Consider the following 16,077-nt stretch of genomic DNA (forward strand, 5'->3'; position numbering starts at 1 on the left):
GGAGACGGCCGGCGGAGATGGCAGGGGTCATTCGGCTTCGCCGACCACCTCGTCCCAGCTCTTCACCCTGGTCTCGCCATCGAGGAACGGCAGTGCGGCGGCCGTCAGTTCCGGAGCGAAGAAGACATCGTAGTGGGTGCGGTTGGGCAGGATGGCCAGCCGGTTCCGCGACAGGTTCTCGCGCATCCAGCCGGCATCCTTCAGGCCGCCGCCGAGCATCTGGTAGAACTTGATCTCGTGCTCGGGCTTGTACATGTCGCTGTCGCCATAGGCGAGCATCACGGGCATCTTCAGCTTGGGAACGTCGGCCGAGAAGTCGTAGTTCTGGCGCATGAAATTGCCGAGCGCGTCGAGCAGTTTCGGGAAGTCCTCCGGATGCGGGGCGACGGCGACGTAGGATTTGTACATCGGCGTGTCTTTCATGTACGTCGCGGCGGCGGCACTCACCTGTGCCTGCTGCGGACGCATCTCGTCGTAGAAGCCGTCGGCGGCATAACCGGTCGAAACAAGGACCAGCCGGCGCACGGCCTCGGGATGCTGGACCGCCATGCGGAAGGCAACCCCGCCGCCCAGCGAATAGCCCATGACGTCGACCTTGTCGTAGCCGAGTGTCTTGACGATACCAGCCATGTCGTCGCCGATCGCCTGCAGGCTGAATGGCCGGTCGCCAAGGGCGGTGCGGCCATGCCCCTGCAGGTCGACGCCGATGACGGTGCGGTTTTCGGCAAGCTTGGGCAGGATCGGCGCGAACATGTCGGTGGAGCCGAGGCCGCCATGCAGCAGAAGCAGCGGCTCACCCTTGCCATAGACGGCGTAATAGTAATTCACGCCATTGATCGGCAGCAGGCCGGACTTTTGTGGCTTCGGCAGTGTTTTCGTTTCGGTCGTCATGGCAGGCTTTGTCTCCTCTGCATTGATGGTGCCCGGGCAAGCGAGAAACGCAGCGGCCGAGGCAAAAATGGCAAAAAACAGAACTTTGGACATATCGAACTCCTCCGGTGTGGCTCTGTCAGAGCGTCCTGGCGAGATCTTCGAGCTGATCGGTGCACTGGCCCCAACCGGCGTGAAAGCCCATGGCCTCGTGCTGCTCGCGGTCGGCGACGCTCCAGTGCCGGACGCGCGCGATGTAGCGGGTCTTGCCCTCGCCCTCGTCCTCGAAGGTCAGTACGACTGTCATGAACGGTTTTTCCGATGGCACCCATGACTGGGTATAAGCATCGGTCAAGACGATCTTCTCGCCGGGAACGACCTCGAGGAAGACGCCGGGGTTGGGGAACTCGTTGCCGTCGGGCCCTGCCATGACGACCAGGCTGTTGCCACCGGTGCGCACATCCATCTCGGCACGCGGCGTCGTCCACGGCTTTGGCGCGAACCATTGCGTGATCAATTTCGGTTCGGTCCAGCAGCGATAGACGTCCCCGCGCGGTGCATCGATGATGCGGGCGAGAACCAGTTCGCGGTCGTCGGCGGGGGCGATGTCGAGCTTGGTGGCCACGGTGGTCTCCTCGGTTTGATCTGGCTTCCGTCCCAAGGACGAGCCGACGCAAAGCAAACCGACATCGCCCGCGAAAAATTCTGGAAACGCAGGTTGAAAACCGTGAGCGGAGCGCGTGTCAGTGCCGCTTGGCTTGCACCAGGTAGGCGTCGATTACGGTCTCGCCCAGCCATTTGGCGGCTTCGAGCCGGTGCAGGCCTTCGACAAGTATGTGCCGCTTGCCATCGTGGCGGACCTGGATCGGCGTCTTCATGCCGTTCTCGAGTATGTCCTCGGCCAGATGCCGGACGGTCTCGGGGTGCAGCGTCTTCTTCCGCGCCGTGGGCACGTAGATGTCGTCGACCTTGACCTGTTGAACCCTGAGCATGCCCTGTCCCCATGGCGGAACTGCCGCCGTCGTCCTGAGATAGTCGGTTTGGCGAAGGCGGCCAAGGGTGCGGCTAACGAATGCTGGCATGATCGTTTCCATTTGACGCCTGGCGGGCGGATCGCCGAAATGGCGCCTCAGATGGGCCAGGGCTTCATGATCAATCCGCGGACCGAATTCCCCGATTTCGGGCTGACAGCCGAGCAGCGCCGCCACGCGGTGCGCGGCCACTATTACGAGTGGCCGGGCATGGATGGCGAGCGCGGCGAAATCTGGTGCTACAGCGACCGGTTTTCCTATCGCGCCGGCGAGACAGTTACGCTGCATGTCAGCTCGACCGCTCCGTCCTTCGGCATGAGGATCATCCGCGATGGCGGCACCGAAACGAGAGTATTCGAGAAATCGGACATTGCGGCGCGCTGGCAGGAGAGTCCGGAGCAATGCTCGGTCGAAGGCTGCGGCTGGGAAGCCTCCTTCGAATTTCGCGTGGAGAGCGACTGGCCCTCCGGCGGCTACCTGATAACGCTGACCGCCGACGGACGTGACGGCAAGCCGATCCAAAGTCACCACATTTTCATCGTCTCTCCCCAGCCCGGCAAGAAACCTGGCCGTGTGCTGCAGGTGGCGACGACGGGCACCTGGCTTGCCTACAACACCTGGGGCGGCTCCAACCATTATCAGGGCATCACCGGGCCCGACCGCGACCAGTACTCGCCCATCGTGTCGACGCAGCGCCCCTGGTGCCGCGGCTTCGTCGTGTTGCCCGGGGATGCACCGCGCGTGCCGTTGGAGGTGGCGGTGCCGCCGAAGACCGTGCCGCGTTATCCGCACATGGAATGGGCGCTCGCCACCGGCCATTCGAAGAAATATGCCTCGTCCGGCTGGGCCAGCTACGACAGTCATTTTTTTCGCTTCGCCGAACGATCAGGCTACGGCGTCGACCTCGCCAGTCAGCATGACCTTCACTTCTCGCCGGAAATTCTCGACGGTTATGACTGCGCGGTCTTCGTCGGTCATGACGAATACTGGACTTGGGAGATGCGCGACGCGGTCGACTTCTATGTCGAACGTGGCGGCCATGCGGCGCGCTTTGCCGGCAATTTCATGTGGCAGACGCGGCTCGAAGATGAGGGCCGCCGGCAGGTCTGCTACAAATACCGCGCCCGCACCGAGGACCCGGCCTATCGCGGCGGCGACGTGACCCGCGCCACCAATTCCTGGGAAGCACCGGAAATCGGCCGGCCGGGTACGGCAACCTTCGGGCTCAACGCGACACGGGGCGTCTATGCCGGCTGGGGTGGCTGCGCGCCACGTGGCGTACGCGGCTTTCCGGTCTATCGGCCGGAGCACTGGGCCTTTGCCGGCACCGGCATCTACTATGGTGACCTGCTGGGCGCCGACAGCCATGTCTATGGCTATGAGGTCGACGGGCTCGATTTCGAGATCCGCGGCGGACTGCCCTACCCCACGCCGGACAGCGGCGCGCCTGACGGCCTGCAAGTGCTGGCCGTCGGCATGGCCAGCCAGGTCGAGGAAAGCGCCGATATTCCGATCGAGGACCAGTTCCTCACCGACGAGGATGGCCGCTTCACCGCCGAGACCTTGTTTGGCGAGGCAAGCGACGCCAATCTCGAAAAGGTCAAACGCGGCAATGGCATGATCGTCAACTTCCCGCGCGGCAAGGGCGAGGTGTTCCATGCCGGAAGCTGCGAATGGGTCGCCGGCCTGCTAAGACAAGACCCGATGGTCGAACGGGTCACCCAGAATGTCCTCGACCGCTATATCGGAAAGTCCTGACATGTCGACAGCCCAGACCGCCGTTCAAGACACTGATGCCCGGCGCCAATCGCATTTGTTCTACCTCTCCAGCCTGCGCCGGCCGCTGATCGACCGCACCGAAGGCATTTACATGTGGACGCAGGACGGTCGCCGTTTCATCGACGGGTCGAGCGGCCCGATGGTCGCCAATATCGGCCACTCCAACCGCAATGTGCTCGATGCGATGAAGCGGCAGATGGACCGCGCCACCTTCGCCTACCGGCTGCATTTCGAGAACGAGCCGGCGGAAGAACTGGCGCGCGAACTGGCTGGAAAGTTGCCGGAAGGCATGGACCGCATCTTTTTCGTGTCCGGCGGCTCGGAAGCGACGGAATCCTGCATCAAGCTGGCGCGGCAATGGGCTGTGGCCACCGGCCAGGCCAGCCGCTGGAAGGTGATCACGCGGTTTCCTTCCTACCACGGCGGCACGCTCGGTTCGCTTTCGATCACCGGCGACGACGCGTTGGCCGAAACTTTTACGCCGATGATGCGGGTGATGCCGACCGTGCCGGCACCGACCGCCTGGCGCGACCGCGACAATCTCTCGATGGAGCAGCGTGGCGTCCGCTACGCCGACATGCTGGAGGAGAAGATCCTCGCCGAAGGTCCCGAGAGCGTCGTCGCCTTCATCATGGAGCCGATCGGGGGTGCTGCAACCGCGGCCCTGGTGGCACCCGACAGCTATTATGCGCGCATCCGCGAAGTCTGCGATCGCCACGGCATCCTGCTCATCCACGACGAGGTGATGAGCGGTGCCGGCCGCACCGGCAAATTCCTCGGCGGCGACCACTGGAACTGCAAGCCTGATATCGTCGCGCTGTCGAAGGGGCTCGGCTCGGGCTATGCGCCGCTCGGCGCGCTGGCCGCACCGATGCGACTGGTCGAGCCGCTGCTCGCTTCCGGCGGCTTCCAGCATGGCCACACCTATGCCGGCAATCCGCTCGCCTGCGCCGCCGGGCTTGCAGTGCTGGGCGAAATGGACCGGCTCGACCTGATTGCCAATGCGGCTGCCATGGGCGACGTGCTGATGGACGGATTGAAGGCGCTTGCGAAGCGGTTCCCGTTCATTGCCGATGTGCGTGGCAAGGGGCTGCTTACGGGCGCCGAAATGGTCGCCGATCCCGATACGCTGAAACCGATCGAGCAGAGCAAAAAAGCCACGCAGCGCCTGCTCGATCTCGCCTATGAGCGCGGGCTGATCATTTATGGCCGCAGGGTCAAGGGTGGCGTCGACGGCGACAATTTCATGGTCGCGCCGCCGATGATCGTCACCAGCGAGCAGGTCGGCGAGATCATCTCCATTATCGGCGACTCGCTTGAGGTTCTGGCCGCCGAATTCGACCTGCCGGTCGAAGGCCGGGGGTAGCGGAAAATGGCGCCGCGAAAAGTCATCATCACCTGCGCCGTTACAGGCTCGGTACACACGCCGTCGATGTCGCCCTATCTGCCGGTGACGCCGGACCAGATCGCCGCGGACGCTATCGCCGCGGCCGAGGCCGGCGCCTCGATCCTGCATCTGCACGCCCGCGATCCCAAAGATGGCCGCCCGACCGCCGACCCCGAAGTGTTCATGGAGTTCCTGCCGCGCATCAAGCAGGCGACCGATGCGGTGATCAACATCACGACAGGCGGCTCCTCGCTGATGACGCTGGACCAGCGGCTGGCGGCGCCGCTTCGGGCTCAGCCCGAGATGTGCTCACTCAATATGGGCTCGATGAATTTCGCGCTGTTCCCTATGCTCGACAAGCCAAGGGAATGGCTGCACGAGTGGGAACCGAAGCTGCTCGAGGCCACCCGCGACACTATCTTCAAGAACACCTTCGCCGATATGGAAGGCGTGATCGAGCGGCTGGGCAAGGGCTGCGGCACCCGCTTCGAGTTCGAGTGCTACGATGTCGGCCACCTCTATTCGCTGGCGCATTTCCGCGACCGGGGGCTGGTTTCGGGGCCGCTGTTCATCCAGTTCGTGCTGGGCATCCTGGGCGGCATCGGCGCCGACCCGGACAATCTCATCCATATGAAGCGCATCGCCGACAAATTGTTCGGCGACAGCTACCAGTTTTCGGTGCTGGCCGCCGGCCGCAACCAGATGCCGCTGATCTCGATCGCCGCAGCCATGGGCGGCAATGTCCGGGTCGGACTGGAGGACAGCCTCTATGATGGCCGCCAGCTGGCGAAGTCCAACGCCGACCAGGTGCGGCGCATCCGTGGCATTCTCGATGGACTGTCGCTGGAGGTCGCCACGCCGGCCGAAGCGCGCGACATGCTGGCGCTCAAGGGCGGCGACAGGGTGGCTTTTTGACGAGATGACAGCGCCCGATCCTGCCACTGTACCTGTCACGCGTGCGATCATCCTTCGCCCCGGCACCATCGATGACGTCGAAACCATTCACGCGGCGATCCTGAAGCTTGGCACTCATATCGGGGCGCCCGAGGAAATCATCTCGACAGCGGACGATCTCAGAAGCTGGGGCTTTGGCGAAAAACCCGCCTTCTCGACCCTCATCGCAGAAGTCGACGGCGAATTCGCCGGGCTGTGCCTGCATTTCCCGATCTTCTCGACTTGGATGGGACGGCCTGGCGTCTATGTGCAGGACCTCTATGTCGAGGACCGGTTTCGCGGCCGCAAGATCGGCGAACGCCTGCTGCGACGCGTGGCTGCCGAGTGCCGCAAAGAGGGCGGCGTGTATCTGAGGCTGTCGGTCGACACCGACAATGAGGGTGCCAAGGCCTTTTACGAACGGCTGGGCATTGCCTGGTCGAGCTACGAGCAGACGCAGAAAATCATCGGTGAGGCCTTTTTCGCCTTCGCCGATGCGCCGGAAAATGGGGAGCAGCAATGAAGGCCTTCTATGCGCAGGAGCAGAAGCGCCACGATCCCAAGGCCTTTCTTTCCAGTGGCGTGGCGCAGCCCAACCCTGAACAGCCGGAGCGCGTCGAAAGATTGTTAGCCGGCGCAAAATCCTCCGGTTGCACGATCGAGCGACCGCGCGATCACGGCCTCGGTCCGATCTCGGCGGTGCACACACCCGAGTATCTCGACTTCCTCGAACATATTTTCGAACGCTGGCAGCGGATCGAAGGGGCGTCGGCCGAGGTCATTCCCAACATCCACCCGATCGCCCGCAACGGCTCCTATCCGGCCTCAGCAGTGGGCCAAGCCGGCTACCACATGGCCGACACCGCCTGCCCGATCTCGGGCGAGACATGGCAGAGCGCGCTGTGGAGCGCCTGGAGCGCGGTCGAGGCCGCCGAAACCGTCATGGCCGGAGCGTCGGCCGCCTATGCGCTGTGCCGCCCGCCCGGCCACCACGCCTTCGCCGATGTCGCCGGCGGCTTCTGCTTCATCAACAACTCAGCCGTGGCGGCGCAAGTGCTGCGCAGGCAGGCGGCCCGCGTGGCGATCCTCGATGTCGACCTGCATCACGGCAACGGGACGCAAGGCATTTTCTATGCGCGACCTGACGTGCTGACGGTGTCGCTGCACGCCGATCCGGTGCGGTTCTACCCGTTCTTCTGGGGCCATGCCGACGAGCGCGGCGAAGGTCCCGGGCTTGGCTATAATTTCAACCTGCCGCTGCCGCGCAAATCCGCGGATGCGGCGTTTCTGGAAGCGCTCGGCGTGGCGTTCCAGCGTATCCGCGCCTTCTCCCCCGATGTGCTGGTCGTGGCGCTCGGCCTCGACGCGTTCGAGGGCGATCCGTTCGGCGGGCTTTCGGTGACGACGCCGGGCTTCTCGCGCATCGGCGAGGCCATCGCCGGGCTCGGCCTACCGGCGGTCATCGTCCAGGAAGGCGGCTATCTCTGCGACGAACTCGGCGACAATCTCACCGCATTCCTCACCGGCTTTGGCGGCAAGGCGCGGTGAGAGTTCAAACCCAAGTCAGGAGCGTTGCTGCCTGAGCATGGCAATCACCCGGTGCACGCTCTCCAGCGTCTCGTCGATTTCGGACGCGGTGTTGTAATGGGCGATGCCGATGCGCACGACGCCTTGCTCGGCCGGAATGCCGAGCTGATGGACGATCTCCCAGGCATAGTTGTGGCCCGACCACACGAAGATGTTCTCGGCGTTCATCTGCCGCACGATCGTTTCGGGGACAATGCCATCGACGGTGAAGGAGACAGTCGGCACACGATCGCCGAGCCGTTTCGGATCGGTGATGCCTCGGACCGTCAGCCCGGAAATGTCGGACAAGCCATCGATCAGCCTTTGCGCCAGCGGGTTTTCATGGGCAATGGAGACCTGGAACGCCTTGGCGATCTTCTGCCTTCTTGAACCACCCTCACCTGCCGCCGCGCCGAGCTCGGCGAAATAGTCGACCGCGGCGGTCAAGCCGGCCATCAGTTCGATCTGCGGCGTGCCGAGTTCGAACCGCTCGGGCAAGCCGTTCGAGGAGCAACGGCACTTATAGGCTTGCAGACCGTCGATGACGTCGCGCCGGCCCCACAAGATACCCATATGCGGACCGAAGAATTTATAGGCCGAGCAGATCAGGAAATCGCAGCCGAGCTCCTGCACATCGATCAGCCCATGCGGTGCGAATTGCACCGCATCGACATAAACCAGCGCGCCGGCCCGTTTTGCAAGTTGGGTCAAGGACCTGACCCGGTTGATCGAGCCGGTGAGATTGCTGGCGTAGTTCAACGCCACCAGCCTTGTCTTCCCGGACAGCAGGCCGGCGAGTGTCGCCTCCTCGATCTGCCAGGTCTTTTCGTCGAACGGCAGCCAGCGCACGACGAGGCCGAGGTCCTCGGCCAGTTGCAGCCAGGGCGACACATTGCCCTCATGATCCATGTGGGTGAGGATGATCTCGTCGCCTGATTTCATCGTGCGGCCGAGCGTGCGTGACATATGATAGGTCAACGTCGTCATGTTGGCGCCGATGACAATCTCGTGCCGGCTCGCCGCGCCGAGGAAGTCGGCCATCGCCAGATGCGCCTCGTCAACGACCTGCTGTGCCGCGATCGTCGTTTCAAAATAACCGCCGAGATTGGCGTTGGTCGTAAGCAGGCAGCGCGACACCGCGTCGGCCACGGCCTGCGGCACCTGCGTGCCGGCAGGATTGTCGAGATAGATGCGCCGGCGGCCCTTGTCGGTCAGCGAGAGAGCGGGGAACTTTCCACGCACGGCCTCGATCGAAAAATCCACCATCGTCTCCATCCCTTTGCTGCTACACGACAATTCCGGGCTCGGTCACGGGCAGGGATTGCCGACCCTCTGGTGAACGGCATCCACCGCCTTCTGCATTTCTTCAGTCCAGACGACATCCACCGAAGACAGCGCCATCTCCAGTTGGGAAATGGTTGTCGCGCCGATGATGCTGGAGGTCACGAAGGGCCGGCTCGAGACATAGGCATTGGCAAACAGCGCCGGCTCCAGGCCGAAAGAGCGTGCCAGCTCATTGTATTCGAGCTGCGCTTCGGCGGCATTGGGCGTCTCGTAACGCTGGCCGCGGTTGAACAGCTGCGAGCGCGAGCCCTGCGGGCGGGCGCCATGATCGTATTTGCCGGTCAGATAACCCTGGGCCAGCGGCGAATAGGCAAGCAGCGACACCCCTTCGCGCTCGCAGACCTCGGCGAGGTTCACCTCAAAAGTACGGTTGACGAGATTGTAGGCGTTCTGGATCGAGGCGACGCGCGGACCGATCCCTTTGTCGGCCTCTGCAAGGAAGCGCATCACGCCCCAGGAACTCTCGTTGGACAGGCCGAAATGGCGGATTTTTCCTGCCTTCACCAGGTCATCGAACACCGCGAGCGTCTCGGCGATCGGCGTTTCACCGACCGGTGCGCCGACAGAATCGGCACGCCGCGCCACGGCGCCGACGCGCGTCGGGTTGGCGCCCCAGGGGATGTCCCGTTCCGGCCAATGGATCTGATAAAGGTCGAGATAATCAGTGCCAAGCTTGGCCAACGACTTGTCGATGGCATCTAAGATATCGGCCCGCACCAATTGCGAGGGCCGGTCTCCGCGAAACCAGCTGTTGGCCGTGCGGCCGACGACCTTGGAGGCCAGGATCACCTTGTCGCGGTTGCCCTTGGCCTTCATCCAACTGCCGATGATCTTCTCGGTCCGTCCTTGCGTCTCCGCCTTGGGCGGGATCGGATAGAGTTCAGCGGTGTCGATGAAATTGACGCCGCGCGAGAAGGCCAGGTCCATCTGGGCATGGCCCTCGGCCTCGGTGTTCTGCTGGCCCCAGGTCATCGAACCAAGGCAGATCTGGGTAACAAGAAGATCGGTCCGACCGAGACGGCGTTTGTGCATGGAATTCTGCTCCGGAGGGCATGTATGCGCGGCTGCGCGGGGAGGAGTTCGCATCTTATAGGAAAAGCGGAAGCGCTCTCCAAGCCTTGCCAGGCCGACTTTTGCGTGAGCAAAGCGGGGTTAGCGTCGTGCGGCGGCCACGGCGCGGCGCTTGGCCTCGTCGATCAGCATGTTGGCCACCTGCATGCGGATCATGGCGCGCTGGCGCAAATGCGGGGCGACGCGATCGGGATGGTTGGCGAAAGCAAAGCTGCGGCGCATGCGGCCGAAGTCGGCGGCGCTCTTGGACTGCTCCAGACCCAGTTCGACCGCAATCGATTCAGGATCGATTGGCGGCAATGTTTCTTCCGGCTTCGGCTCTTCGCCAGCCAGCGCCAGCCTTGCCTGTTCAAGCACGGCGGCAAATTCGCTGGCCAGATCAGCGCCGGCCTCGCGATATTCCGCGGCGGATACCTTGATGCGGCCGGAATGGAGTTCATCGGCGACCGAGAGATAGTCGAACGGGATGGATGGGCGCGCGCCGGTCTCTACGCCCTCACCGCCGTTGCCCTTGTCGGTGGCAACGAAGAGGTCGTCGAGCAGTGACGCAAAATCCCGCTTGGCGCCAGTAGCGATATCAGCCTCCCCCATGCCCGACAGTTCGAGTTTCAGACCATAGAACCAGCTCGTTAAAAATAAATGCCGCCGGTCTTAACTAATTTCCCTTCAGGGGATCGTTGCCGGAGGCGCCGGCAAAAGCCGGACTGCATGTTCATGCAGTCCGGAAATTCGCCAGGAGTGGGGAGGAAAACTGGCCATGTACCAGCTTCGAAGCCTACGTTGGGCGCGGCGCAAGAGTTTCACCTTGCTGCAAAAAAATTTTACAAAAACCATCCGGACATGGCAGGCATGCGTATGCTGCACTGCACAATCTTCACGATTCACCTATATTGCCTGATGTGGAGGACCAACCAGGAGCCTGAATCATGGGTTTCTTCACGGAAATGTTCGCCCGGCCGCGCCCGCAGGAACATCTGAGATATCGCGCGGCGCTCGCGCTCCTTTATTCGATGAGCAATGCCGAGCGCGCCGACATCGGCATCAAGCCCGCCGATTTCCCGCGCATCGCCCGCGAAATGTCCATCCGCTAAGCAGGTGCGAGATGTCCCGGATCGACCCGGGACATCTCAAAGTCCGATTTCTCAACGCGATCCGAGGAATGTCGCCTTGCCCAACGGCACGCCATTGTGGCGCAGGATGTCGTAGGCGGTGGTCAGGTGGAAATAGAAATTGGGCATGGCCACATGCAGCAGATATTGCATGCCGCTTAGCGTCGTTTCCCGGCCCCCCAGCTTCAGTTCGATCATCCGGTCATCCGACCCGTCGATATCGGCTGCGGAAAAAGTCGCCAGGTAGGCGACCGTCTTGGCGAGCCTCGCTTCGAGATCGGCGAAGCTTGCTTCATTGTCCTCATATTTAGGCACTTCGCGGCCGGCCAGCCGTGAAGGCGCGCCCTTGGCATGGTCGGTTGCGATCTGCACCTGCCTGGCAAGTGCGAACATGTCGGGCGCCAGCCGCGCCGTCAAAAACACCTGCGGGTCGATCTTGCGGTCAAGCGCATTCTGTTCGGCTGCAGCCAGCACACTGGAAAGTGCTTTCAGCCTGGCTGAAAACACGGGCACGGATGCCTCATACATCGATATCGTCACGTCGGATCTCCTGTCCGGCAGGAACGCCGGCGGGAGGACGTAGCGCTCTCAGGCGCGATTCTTCAAGCGGCGGGCGCATGGCGTCACCACGTCGCCGCAATCGCCGTGGTAGAATCTTCGTTATCGAGCGGAGATCCCCGATGACACGCGCCCTTTTCGCAGCGACTGCCCTTCTCTCCCTTGCCACGACAGGCCACGCGGCATTGGCCGCAGCCGATACGCCCGAAGCGCCTTACGTCGATGATCGGTCGAGCGCGGATGCGGTCGTGCGCTCACTCTACAGCGCCATCAACCGGCATGAATTCGCCCGCGCCTGGGGCTACTTCGGTGATACAAAGCCGGCAAAGGATTTCGACACGTTCGTCAAAGGCTATGACGGCACCGACAAGGTGGAGGTCAAGACCGGTCCGATTTCGGACGAGGGCGCGGCGGGCAGCATCTATTACAACGTCCCGGTCGCCATCCAGGCAACCGACAAGAAGGGCGAGGCGAAGGTTTTCGCCGGCTGCTATACGCTGCGCCAGGTCAACGCCCAGATCCAGGCGCCGCCGTTCCAGCCTATCTTCATCGACAAGGGAGCGCTGAAGCCCTCCACAGCCGACTTCGACGAGGCGTTGCCGCCAAGCTGCGGCGACGGCCCGCCGCCGCCGAAAAAGGACACCGCACTGGAACAGGCCAAGAAGGCCTTCCTGGCGACCTATGGCGACCAATGCGACAAGGACCGCCTGGCCAATGAGCCGGAGGTCTTTTCGATCAAATACAAGGACAGGAATGCTCAGCCGAACGATCCTGACAAGGAGACCCGGCTGTTCCACTTCTCCTGCTCGGCCGCCGCCTACAATGAAAGCTCGGTCTATTACATGACCGACGAGGTGGACGGTGTCAGGCAATTGCAGTTCGCCGAGCCGGAGACCGATATACGCTACGAGAACAACGACAGCGACGGCAAGCTGTTGAGTGTAACGGTGATCGGCTTCCGGACCACAGGGTGGGCGGTCAATTCCGACTATGACCAGAACGCTCACACCATCACCACCTTCAACAAATGGCGCGGCGTCGGCGATGCTTCGGATGCCGGGACATATCTGTTCCGCAACGGCGATTTCTCGCTGGTCCAGTATGACGTCGACGCGTCCTATGACGGCGAGGAGAACCCGCAGACGATCGTCGACTACAACACCGCGCCTTAGATCCTCTAGCGCATCAGGCTTATGGTGCCTTCGACAGCATCCAGTCGAGCGTGCCGCGCCAGTCTACCATGCGGATCGGCGTGCCGTGCGTGCCGGTCTCGAAGCGCACGAAGCGGGTCGGATAGTTTTTTGATTTGGCAAGGATGGAGCGGAAGAACGCTTCCTGGTTGGCCACGGGAAAGACCACATCGTGGCTGCCCTGGCCGAAGAACACTGGCACGCGACGCTTGAAGGCGGGACTTGCAAGAAAGCCCTCGTCCCACAGCGATCCGAGCAGCAGCAGTCCATTCACGCGGCCACCAGTATCCTTGCGTGCGGCAAGTTTCCAGCACAGCGCGCCGCCCATCGAGCCGCAGGCGACGAAGATTTTCGCGCCCGGAGACTGTTCGGCATAATGGTCGATCAGGGCGGCGACCAGTGCTGCGCCCTTGTCGCCGAAATCAGGAAAATCCGGAGAAATATAGAGCCCGCCATTGCCGGCCATCAGGTTCTTGAGCCGGTTGAAATTGCCGCCGAAGGTGAAGTCGTCGACGCCTTGCTTGCGGCTGCCGCCCTGCCCGTGCAGGTAAAGCACGATGATGGCGGCTCCTTTCGTCTTGCCGACGGCGACATGCCTGACATCGCCCGCATCGGTCTTCAGCATCAGATCCTGCTGCACCTTGCGCACGCCGGTGTCGGTGTACTGGGCATGCACGCGTTTTTCCGGCACCTCGTCGCGCTGGTTGATGTCGCGCATCTCGCGGTAGTCGAGGACCGTGTAGGCGCCGTTGCTGTCGGATGACAGCGTCGCCGGATAGGCGAAGAGATCGTCCTTGAAGGGTTTCAGGGACAATGTGTCGGCACTGGCGGCCGAGGAAAACAAGAAAAGCATTGCCGTGACGAAAGCGCGGCACGCGACGGTACGAATAGCCATACCGCAGGCATGCTAATGCCGCCTCCGTTTGTCAATCCTGCAGCACGCCGCCCGCGCCTTCCAGTGCCTCTCGGGTGTCGACATCGACGGACGCGCCCTCCCCGATCTCGACATCGATGACATCGAGCCCTTCGGCCTCGACCAGATGGCGAGCGCCGGTGTCGCCTTCGAGATGGGCGATTGCCGCGAATAACGAGCGCGGCAAAAGCACCGGGTTGCCGCGTTTGCCTTGGTGCGTGGCACGGACCACCGAGTTGCCGCCGGCCCTGCGGAAGGCATCGATAAGCCTGTCGAGGTCGTCGGATGCGACACCCGGCATGTCTCCCAGAACGATCATCGCACCAGCGGCGTCTTCGGGCAGATAGGCAGTGCCGGCCTTAAGCGAGGTCGACAGACCATCGGCAAAATCGGGATTGTCGGCGAAGGTGACGTCGAGGCCCGACAATGCCGCGCGCACCCGCTCGCGCTGATGACCGGTGACGACGATCGTGCCCGAAGCCTTCGAGGCGAGCGCGCGTTCGGCGGTGCGGCGCACCAGCGGCTGGCCGTCGAACAGCGCCATCAGCTTGTTCGGCCCGCCCATGCGGCTCGACCGGCCCGCCGCCAGAAGCACGATCCCGACCTTGAGCCGACTTTTGGCCGGCAGCGGCTCGCGCGGCTGCGGCCGCGTCGGTATCTCCATCAGCAGGCCGCCGACGCCCATGCCGGCGATGTCGCGCGCGGTGACGTCCAGGCCGGCAATCAATCGGTCGAGCACCCAGTCGAAGCCGTTCTCCTTGGGGCTGCGGGCGCAGCCAGGCGCGCCGATGATGCGCTTGCCGCCGAGTGTGCCGAGCACCAGCAGATTGCCGGGATCGACCGGCATGCCCGCGCGGATGACGGTACCGCCCGCCCTCTCGATCGCCGCCGGAACGACGTCGGCGAAATCGCTCATGGCGGAAGCCCCGAAGATCACCACCATGTCGTTGTCGCGCGCAAGCGCGATGGCAGCCTCGGCGACAGGGGCGATCTCATGCGGCGTACGGCGCTCCGCCGTCAGCCTGCCGCCGGAGCGCGCCAGCCGGGCTTCGGTGACGCGTAGCGTCTTGTCGAGCACGGTTGGTTTGGTGCCCGGCAGCACCGTCTGGACGACGCCGACACGCATCGGCCGATAGGCGTTGACGGCAAAAATTTCGCCGCTGGCACAGATTTCCGTCACGGCGGCCACCAACGAGGAAGAGACCGCGAAGGGGATGATCTTCACCGTCGCGACCATCTGGCCCTTTTCGACCGGCGCGTGCTGGCCAAGCGTGGCGATGGTGATAGCGGGATCGACCGCATTGATCGCATCGATGACAGCGGCATTGACGGTGAAGATGCCAGCCGCCTTGGCGTGGAGATTGACCCGGCCGGTAGCGGCGGGCTTCGCCTCGATGCCGCCGAGGGTCATGCTTTCGGCAATTTTTTGCGCCGCGGCGTCCTCGCCGAGATCGTCCGGCGCCAGCACGGCCGCAACGACCTGCGAAACACCTGCCCTCTTGAGCGTTGAGACATCTTCGGCGCTCAGCCTGTGCGCCTTGCGAAATCGCTTTTCGCCGGCCGCGGTCGCATGCGCCAGCACCGCCCCTTCGGCCGCGTCGATCGGGATCGGACCGAATTTCACGCCGCCGCGCCCTTCGCATCGAGGCCGCGTGAGCGGAAGGCAAGAATGGTCTGCGCGAGAATGGCGACGGCGATCTCGGCGGGGCTTGCCGCCCCGATGTCCAGCCCGATCGGCGCGTGGATACGCGCGATCTGGTCCGCACTCGCGCCCAGCGCCAGCAGGCGCTCGACGCGCCTGGCATGCGTCTTTCGGCTGCCGAGCGCTCCGACATAGAAACAGTTGGCGTCGAGTGCCGCCTTCAGCGCGAAATCGTCGATCTTCGGGTCATGGGTAACGGCGGCGAGCGCGGTGTAAGCGTCGAGCGGCTGGCGTTCCAGCACGTCCTGCGGCCAGTCGGCATGCAAGGCGACATCGGGAAAGCGGTCCGATGTGGCAAAGGCGGTGCGCGGATCGATGATCTCCAAGGGATAGCCTGCGATCCGTGCCATCGGCGCGAGCGCCTGACTGATATGCACGGCGCCGATCACCACCAGACGCGGCCGCGGCAGATGCGCATTGAGGAAGAAGGTCCGCCCTTCCGCCTCGACGGACCCCGAATTGCCGGATCGAAACGCCTTGGCGATCGCCGCACCGAGATCGCCGGCGACCTGATCGCCCTCCCGCACGATACGATCGCGACCATCACCGAGATCGGTGACGAGGATCGCCGCGCGGCGGGCGCGCCGCTCGGCATTGAGCGTCTTCAGCGCATAAGGATCCATC

The 16,077-nt window shown here is 63.4% G+C and carries 17 protein-coding genes; 7 read left to right on the top strand and 10 right to left on the bottom strand.

Features of this window, described 5'->3' with window-relative positions; translation table 11 throughout:
• Positions 1-27: 27 nt before the first annotated feature.
• The 3 genes from LB524_RS25980 to LB524_RS25990 all read right to left on the bottom strand — a co-directional run bounded on the left by LB524_RS25980 (position 28) and on the right by LB524_RS25990 (position 1,862).
• Entirely contained in the window at positions 28-984 is a 957-nt protein-coding gene (locus LB524_RS25980; RefSeq protein WP_015318103.1) for an alpha/beta fold hydrolase, read from the bottom strand.
• A 25-nt stretch (positions 985-1,009) separates the two neighbouring features.
• A complete protein-coding gene (locus LB524_RS25985; RefSeq protein ID WP_140823603.1) occupies positions 1,010-1,495 on the bottom strand; it encodes an SRPBCC family protein in 486 nt (161 codons plus the stop codon).
• A gap of 118 nt (positions 1,496-1,613) precedes the next feature.
• On the bottom strand, positions 1,614-1,862 hold the full coding sequence (locus tag LB524_RS25990) for a ParB N-terminal domain-containing protein (RefSeq protein ID WP_140617245.1): 249 nt from the start codon (positions 1,860-1,862) through the stop codon (positions 1,614-1,616).
• Positions 1,863-2,018: 156 nt separating this feature from the next.
• Between LB524_RS25990 and LB524_RS25995 the strand changes: the two genes are divergently transcribed.
• Genes LB524_RS25995 through LB524_RS26015 form a run of 5 tightly spaced genes read left to right on the top strand, consistent with a single transcriptional unit; the run spans position 2,019 to position 7,548 of the window.
• Positions 2,019-3,659 carry a N,N-dimethylformamidase beta subunit family domain-containing protein gene (locus LB524_RS25995; RefSeq protein WP_318012240.1) on the top strand — a complete coding sequence of 547 codons (1,641 nt, stop codon included), beginning with the start codon at positions 2,019-2,021 and terminating at the stop codon, positions 3,657-3,659.
• A 1-nt stretch (position 3,660) separates the two neighbouring features.
• Positions 3,661-5,046: an aspartate aminotransferase family protein gene (locus tag LB524_RS26000; protein ID WP_224531134.1), complete on the top strand. Its 1,386-nt coding sequence runs from the start codon at positions 3,661-3,663 to the stop codon at positions 5,044-5,046.
• Between the two features lie 6 nt (positions 5,047-5,052).
• Positions 5,053-5,982, top strand: coding sequence for a 3-keto-5-aminohexanoate cleavage protein (locus tag LB524_RS26005; RefSeq protein WP_224531137.1), 930 nt, complete (start codon positions 5,053-5,055; stop codon positions 5,980-5,982).
• Between the two features lie 4 nt (positions 5,983-5,986).
• Positions 5,987-6,523, top strand: coding sequence for a GNAT family N-acetyltransferase (locus LB524_RS26010; RefSeq protein WP_224531140.1), 537 nt, complete (start codon positions 5,987-5,989; stop codon positions 6,521-6,523).
• Positions 6,520-7,548, top strand: coding sequence for a histone deacetylase family protein (locus LB524_RS26015; protein WP_224531143.1), 1,029 nt, complete (start codon positions 6,520-6,522; stop codon positions 7,546-7,548). Before LB524_RS26010 ends, LB524_RS26015 begins: the two co-directional genes overlap by 4 nt.
• Before the next feature lie 15 nt (positions 7,549-7,563).
• Here LB524_RS26015 and LB524_RS26020 read toward each other — a convergent pair whose 3' ends face one another.
• From LB524_RS26020 to LB524_RS26030, 3 genes are all read right to left on the bottom strand, one after another.
• Positions 7,564-8,832, bottom strand: a complete 1,269-nt coding sequence (locus tag LB524_RS26020; protein WP_224531146.1) for a cysteine desulfurase-like protein — start codon at positions 8,830-8,832, stop codon at positions 7,564-7,566.
• A gap of 42 nt (positions 8,833-8,874) precedes the next feature.
• Positions 8,875-9,942 (bottom strand): aldo/keto reductase, encoded by a 1,068-nt coding sequence (locus tag LB524_RS26025; RefSeq protein WP_224531148.1) that lies wholly within the window; start codon positions 9,940-9,942, stop codon positions 8,875-8,877.
• A 120-nt stretch (positions 9,943-10,062) separates the two neighbouring features.
• Positions 10,063-10,572 (bottom strand): hypothetical protein, encoded by a 510-nt coding sequence (locus LB524_RS26030; protein ID WP_015318113.1) that lies wholly within the window; start codon positions 10,570-10,572, stop codon positions 10,063-10,065.
• A 335-nt stretch (positions 10,573-10,907) separates the two neighbouring features.
• On the opposite strand from LB524_RS26030, the gene LB524_RS26035 reads away from it, so the two are divergent.
• Positions 10,908-11,072 carry a hypothetical protein gene (locus LB524_RS26035; protein WP_015318114.1) on the top strand — a complete coding sequence of 55 codons (165 nt, stop codon included), beginning with the start codon at positions 10,908-10,910 and terminating at the stop codon, positions 11,070-11,072.
• A 51-nt stretch (positions 11,073-11,123) separates the two neighbouring features.
• On the opposite strand, the gene LB524_RS26040 is transcribed toward LB524_RS26035, so the two are convergent.
• Positions 11,124-11,630 carry a DUF1993 family protein gene (locus tag LB524_RS26040; RefSeq protein WP_015318115.1) on the bottom strand — a complete coding sequence of 169 codons (507 nt, stop codon included), beginning with the start codon at positions 11,628-11,630 and terminating at the stop codon, positions 11,124-11,126.
• Positions 11,631-11,770: 140 nt separating this feature from the next.
• Here LB524_RS26040 and LB524_RS26045 point away from each other — a divergent pair, with 140 nt between their 5' ends.
• On the top strand, positions 11,771-12,820 hold the full coding sequence (locus LB524_RS26045; protein WP_140874085.1) for a DUF1176 domain-containing protein: 1,050 nt from the start codon (positions 11,771-11,773) through the stop codon (positions 12,818-12,820).
• A 19-nt stretch (positions 12,821-12,839) separates the two neighbouring features.
• Here the strand turns inward: LB524_RS26045 and LB524_RS26050 are convergent, their stop codons facing one another.
• The 3 genes from LB524_RS26050 to LB524_RS26060 form a co-directional block, all read right to left on the bottom strand.
• Positions 12,840-13,691 carry an alpha/beta hydrolase gene (locus LB524_RS26050; protein ID WP_140617249.1) on the bottom strand — a complete coding sequence of 284 codons (852 nt, stop codon included), beginning with the start codon at positions 13,689-13,691 and terminating at the stop codon, positions 12,840-12,842.
• Positions 13,692-13,764: 73 nt separating this feature from the next.
• The gene (locus LB524_RS26055; RefSeq protein ID WP_224531150.1) at positions 13,765-15,375 is read right to left on the bottom strand and encodes an NTP transferase domain-containing protein; all 1,611 of its coding nucleotides are present in this window, start codon (positions 15,373-15,375) and stop codon (positions 13,765-13,767) included.
• Positions 15,372-16,076 (bottom strand): XdhC family protein, encoded by a 705-nt coding sequence (locus LB524_RS26060; protein ID WP_140717416.1) that lies wholly within the window; start codon positions 16,074-16,076, stop codon positions 15,372-15,374. Before LB524_RS26060 ends, LB524_RS26055 begins: the two co-directional genes overlap by 4 nt.
• Between the last annotated feature and the right edge of the window lies 1 nt (position 16,077).

Source organism: Mesorhizobium sp. ESP6-5 (assembly GCF_020164695.1).
GTDB lineage: Bacteria > Pseudomonadota > Alphaproteobacteria > Rhizobiales > Rhizobiaceae > Mesorhizobium > Mesorhizobium australicum.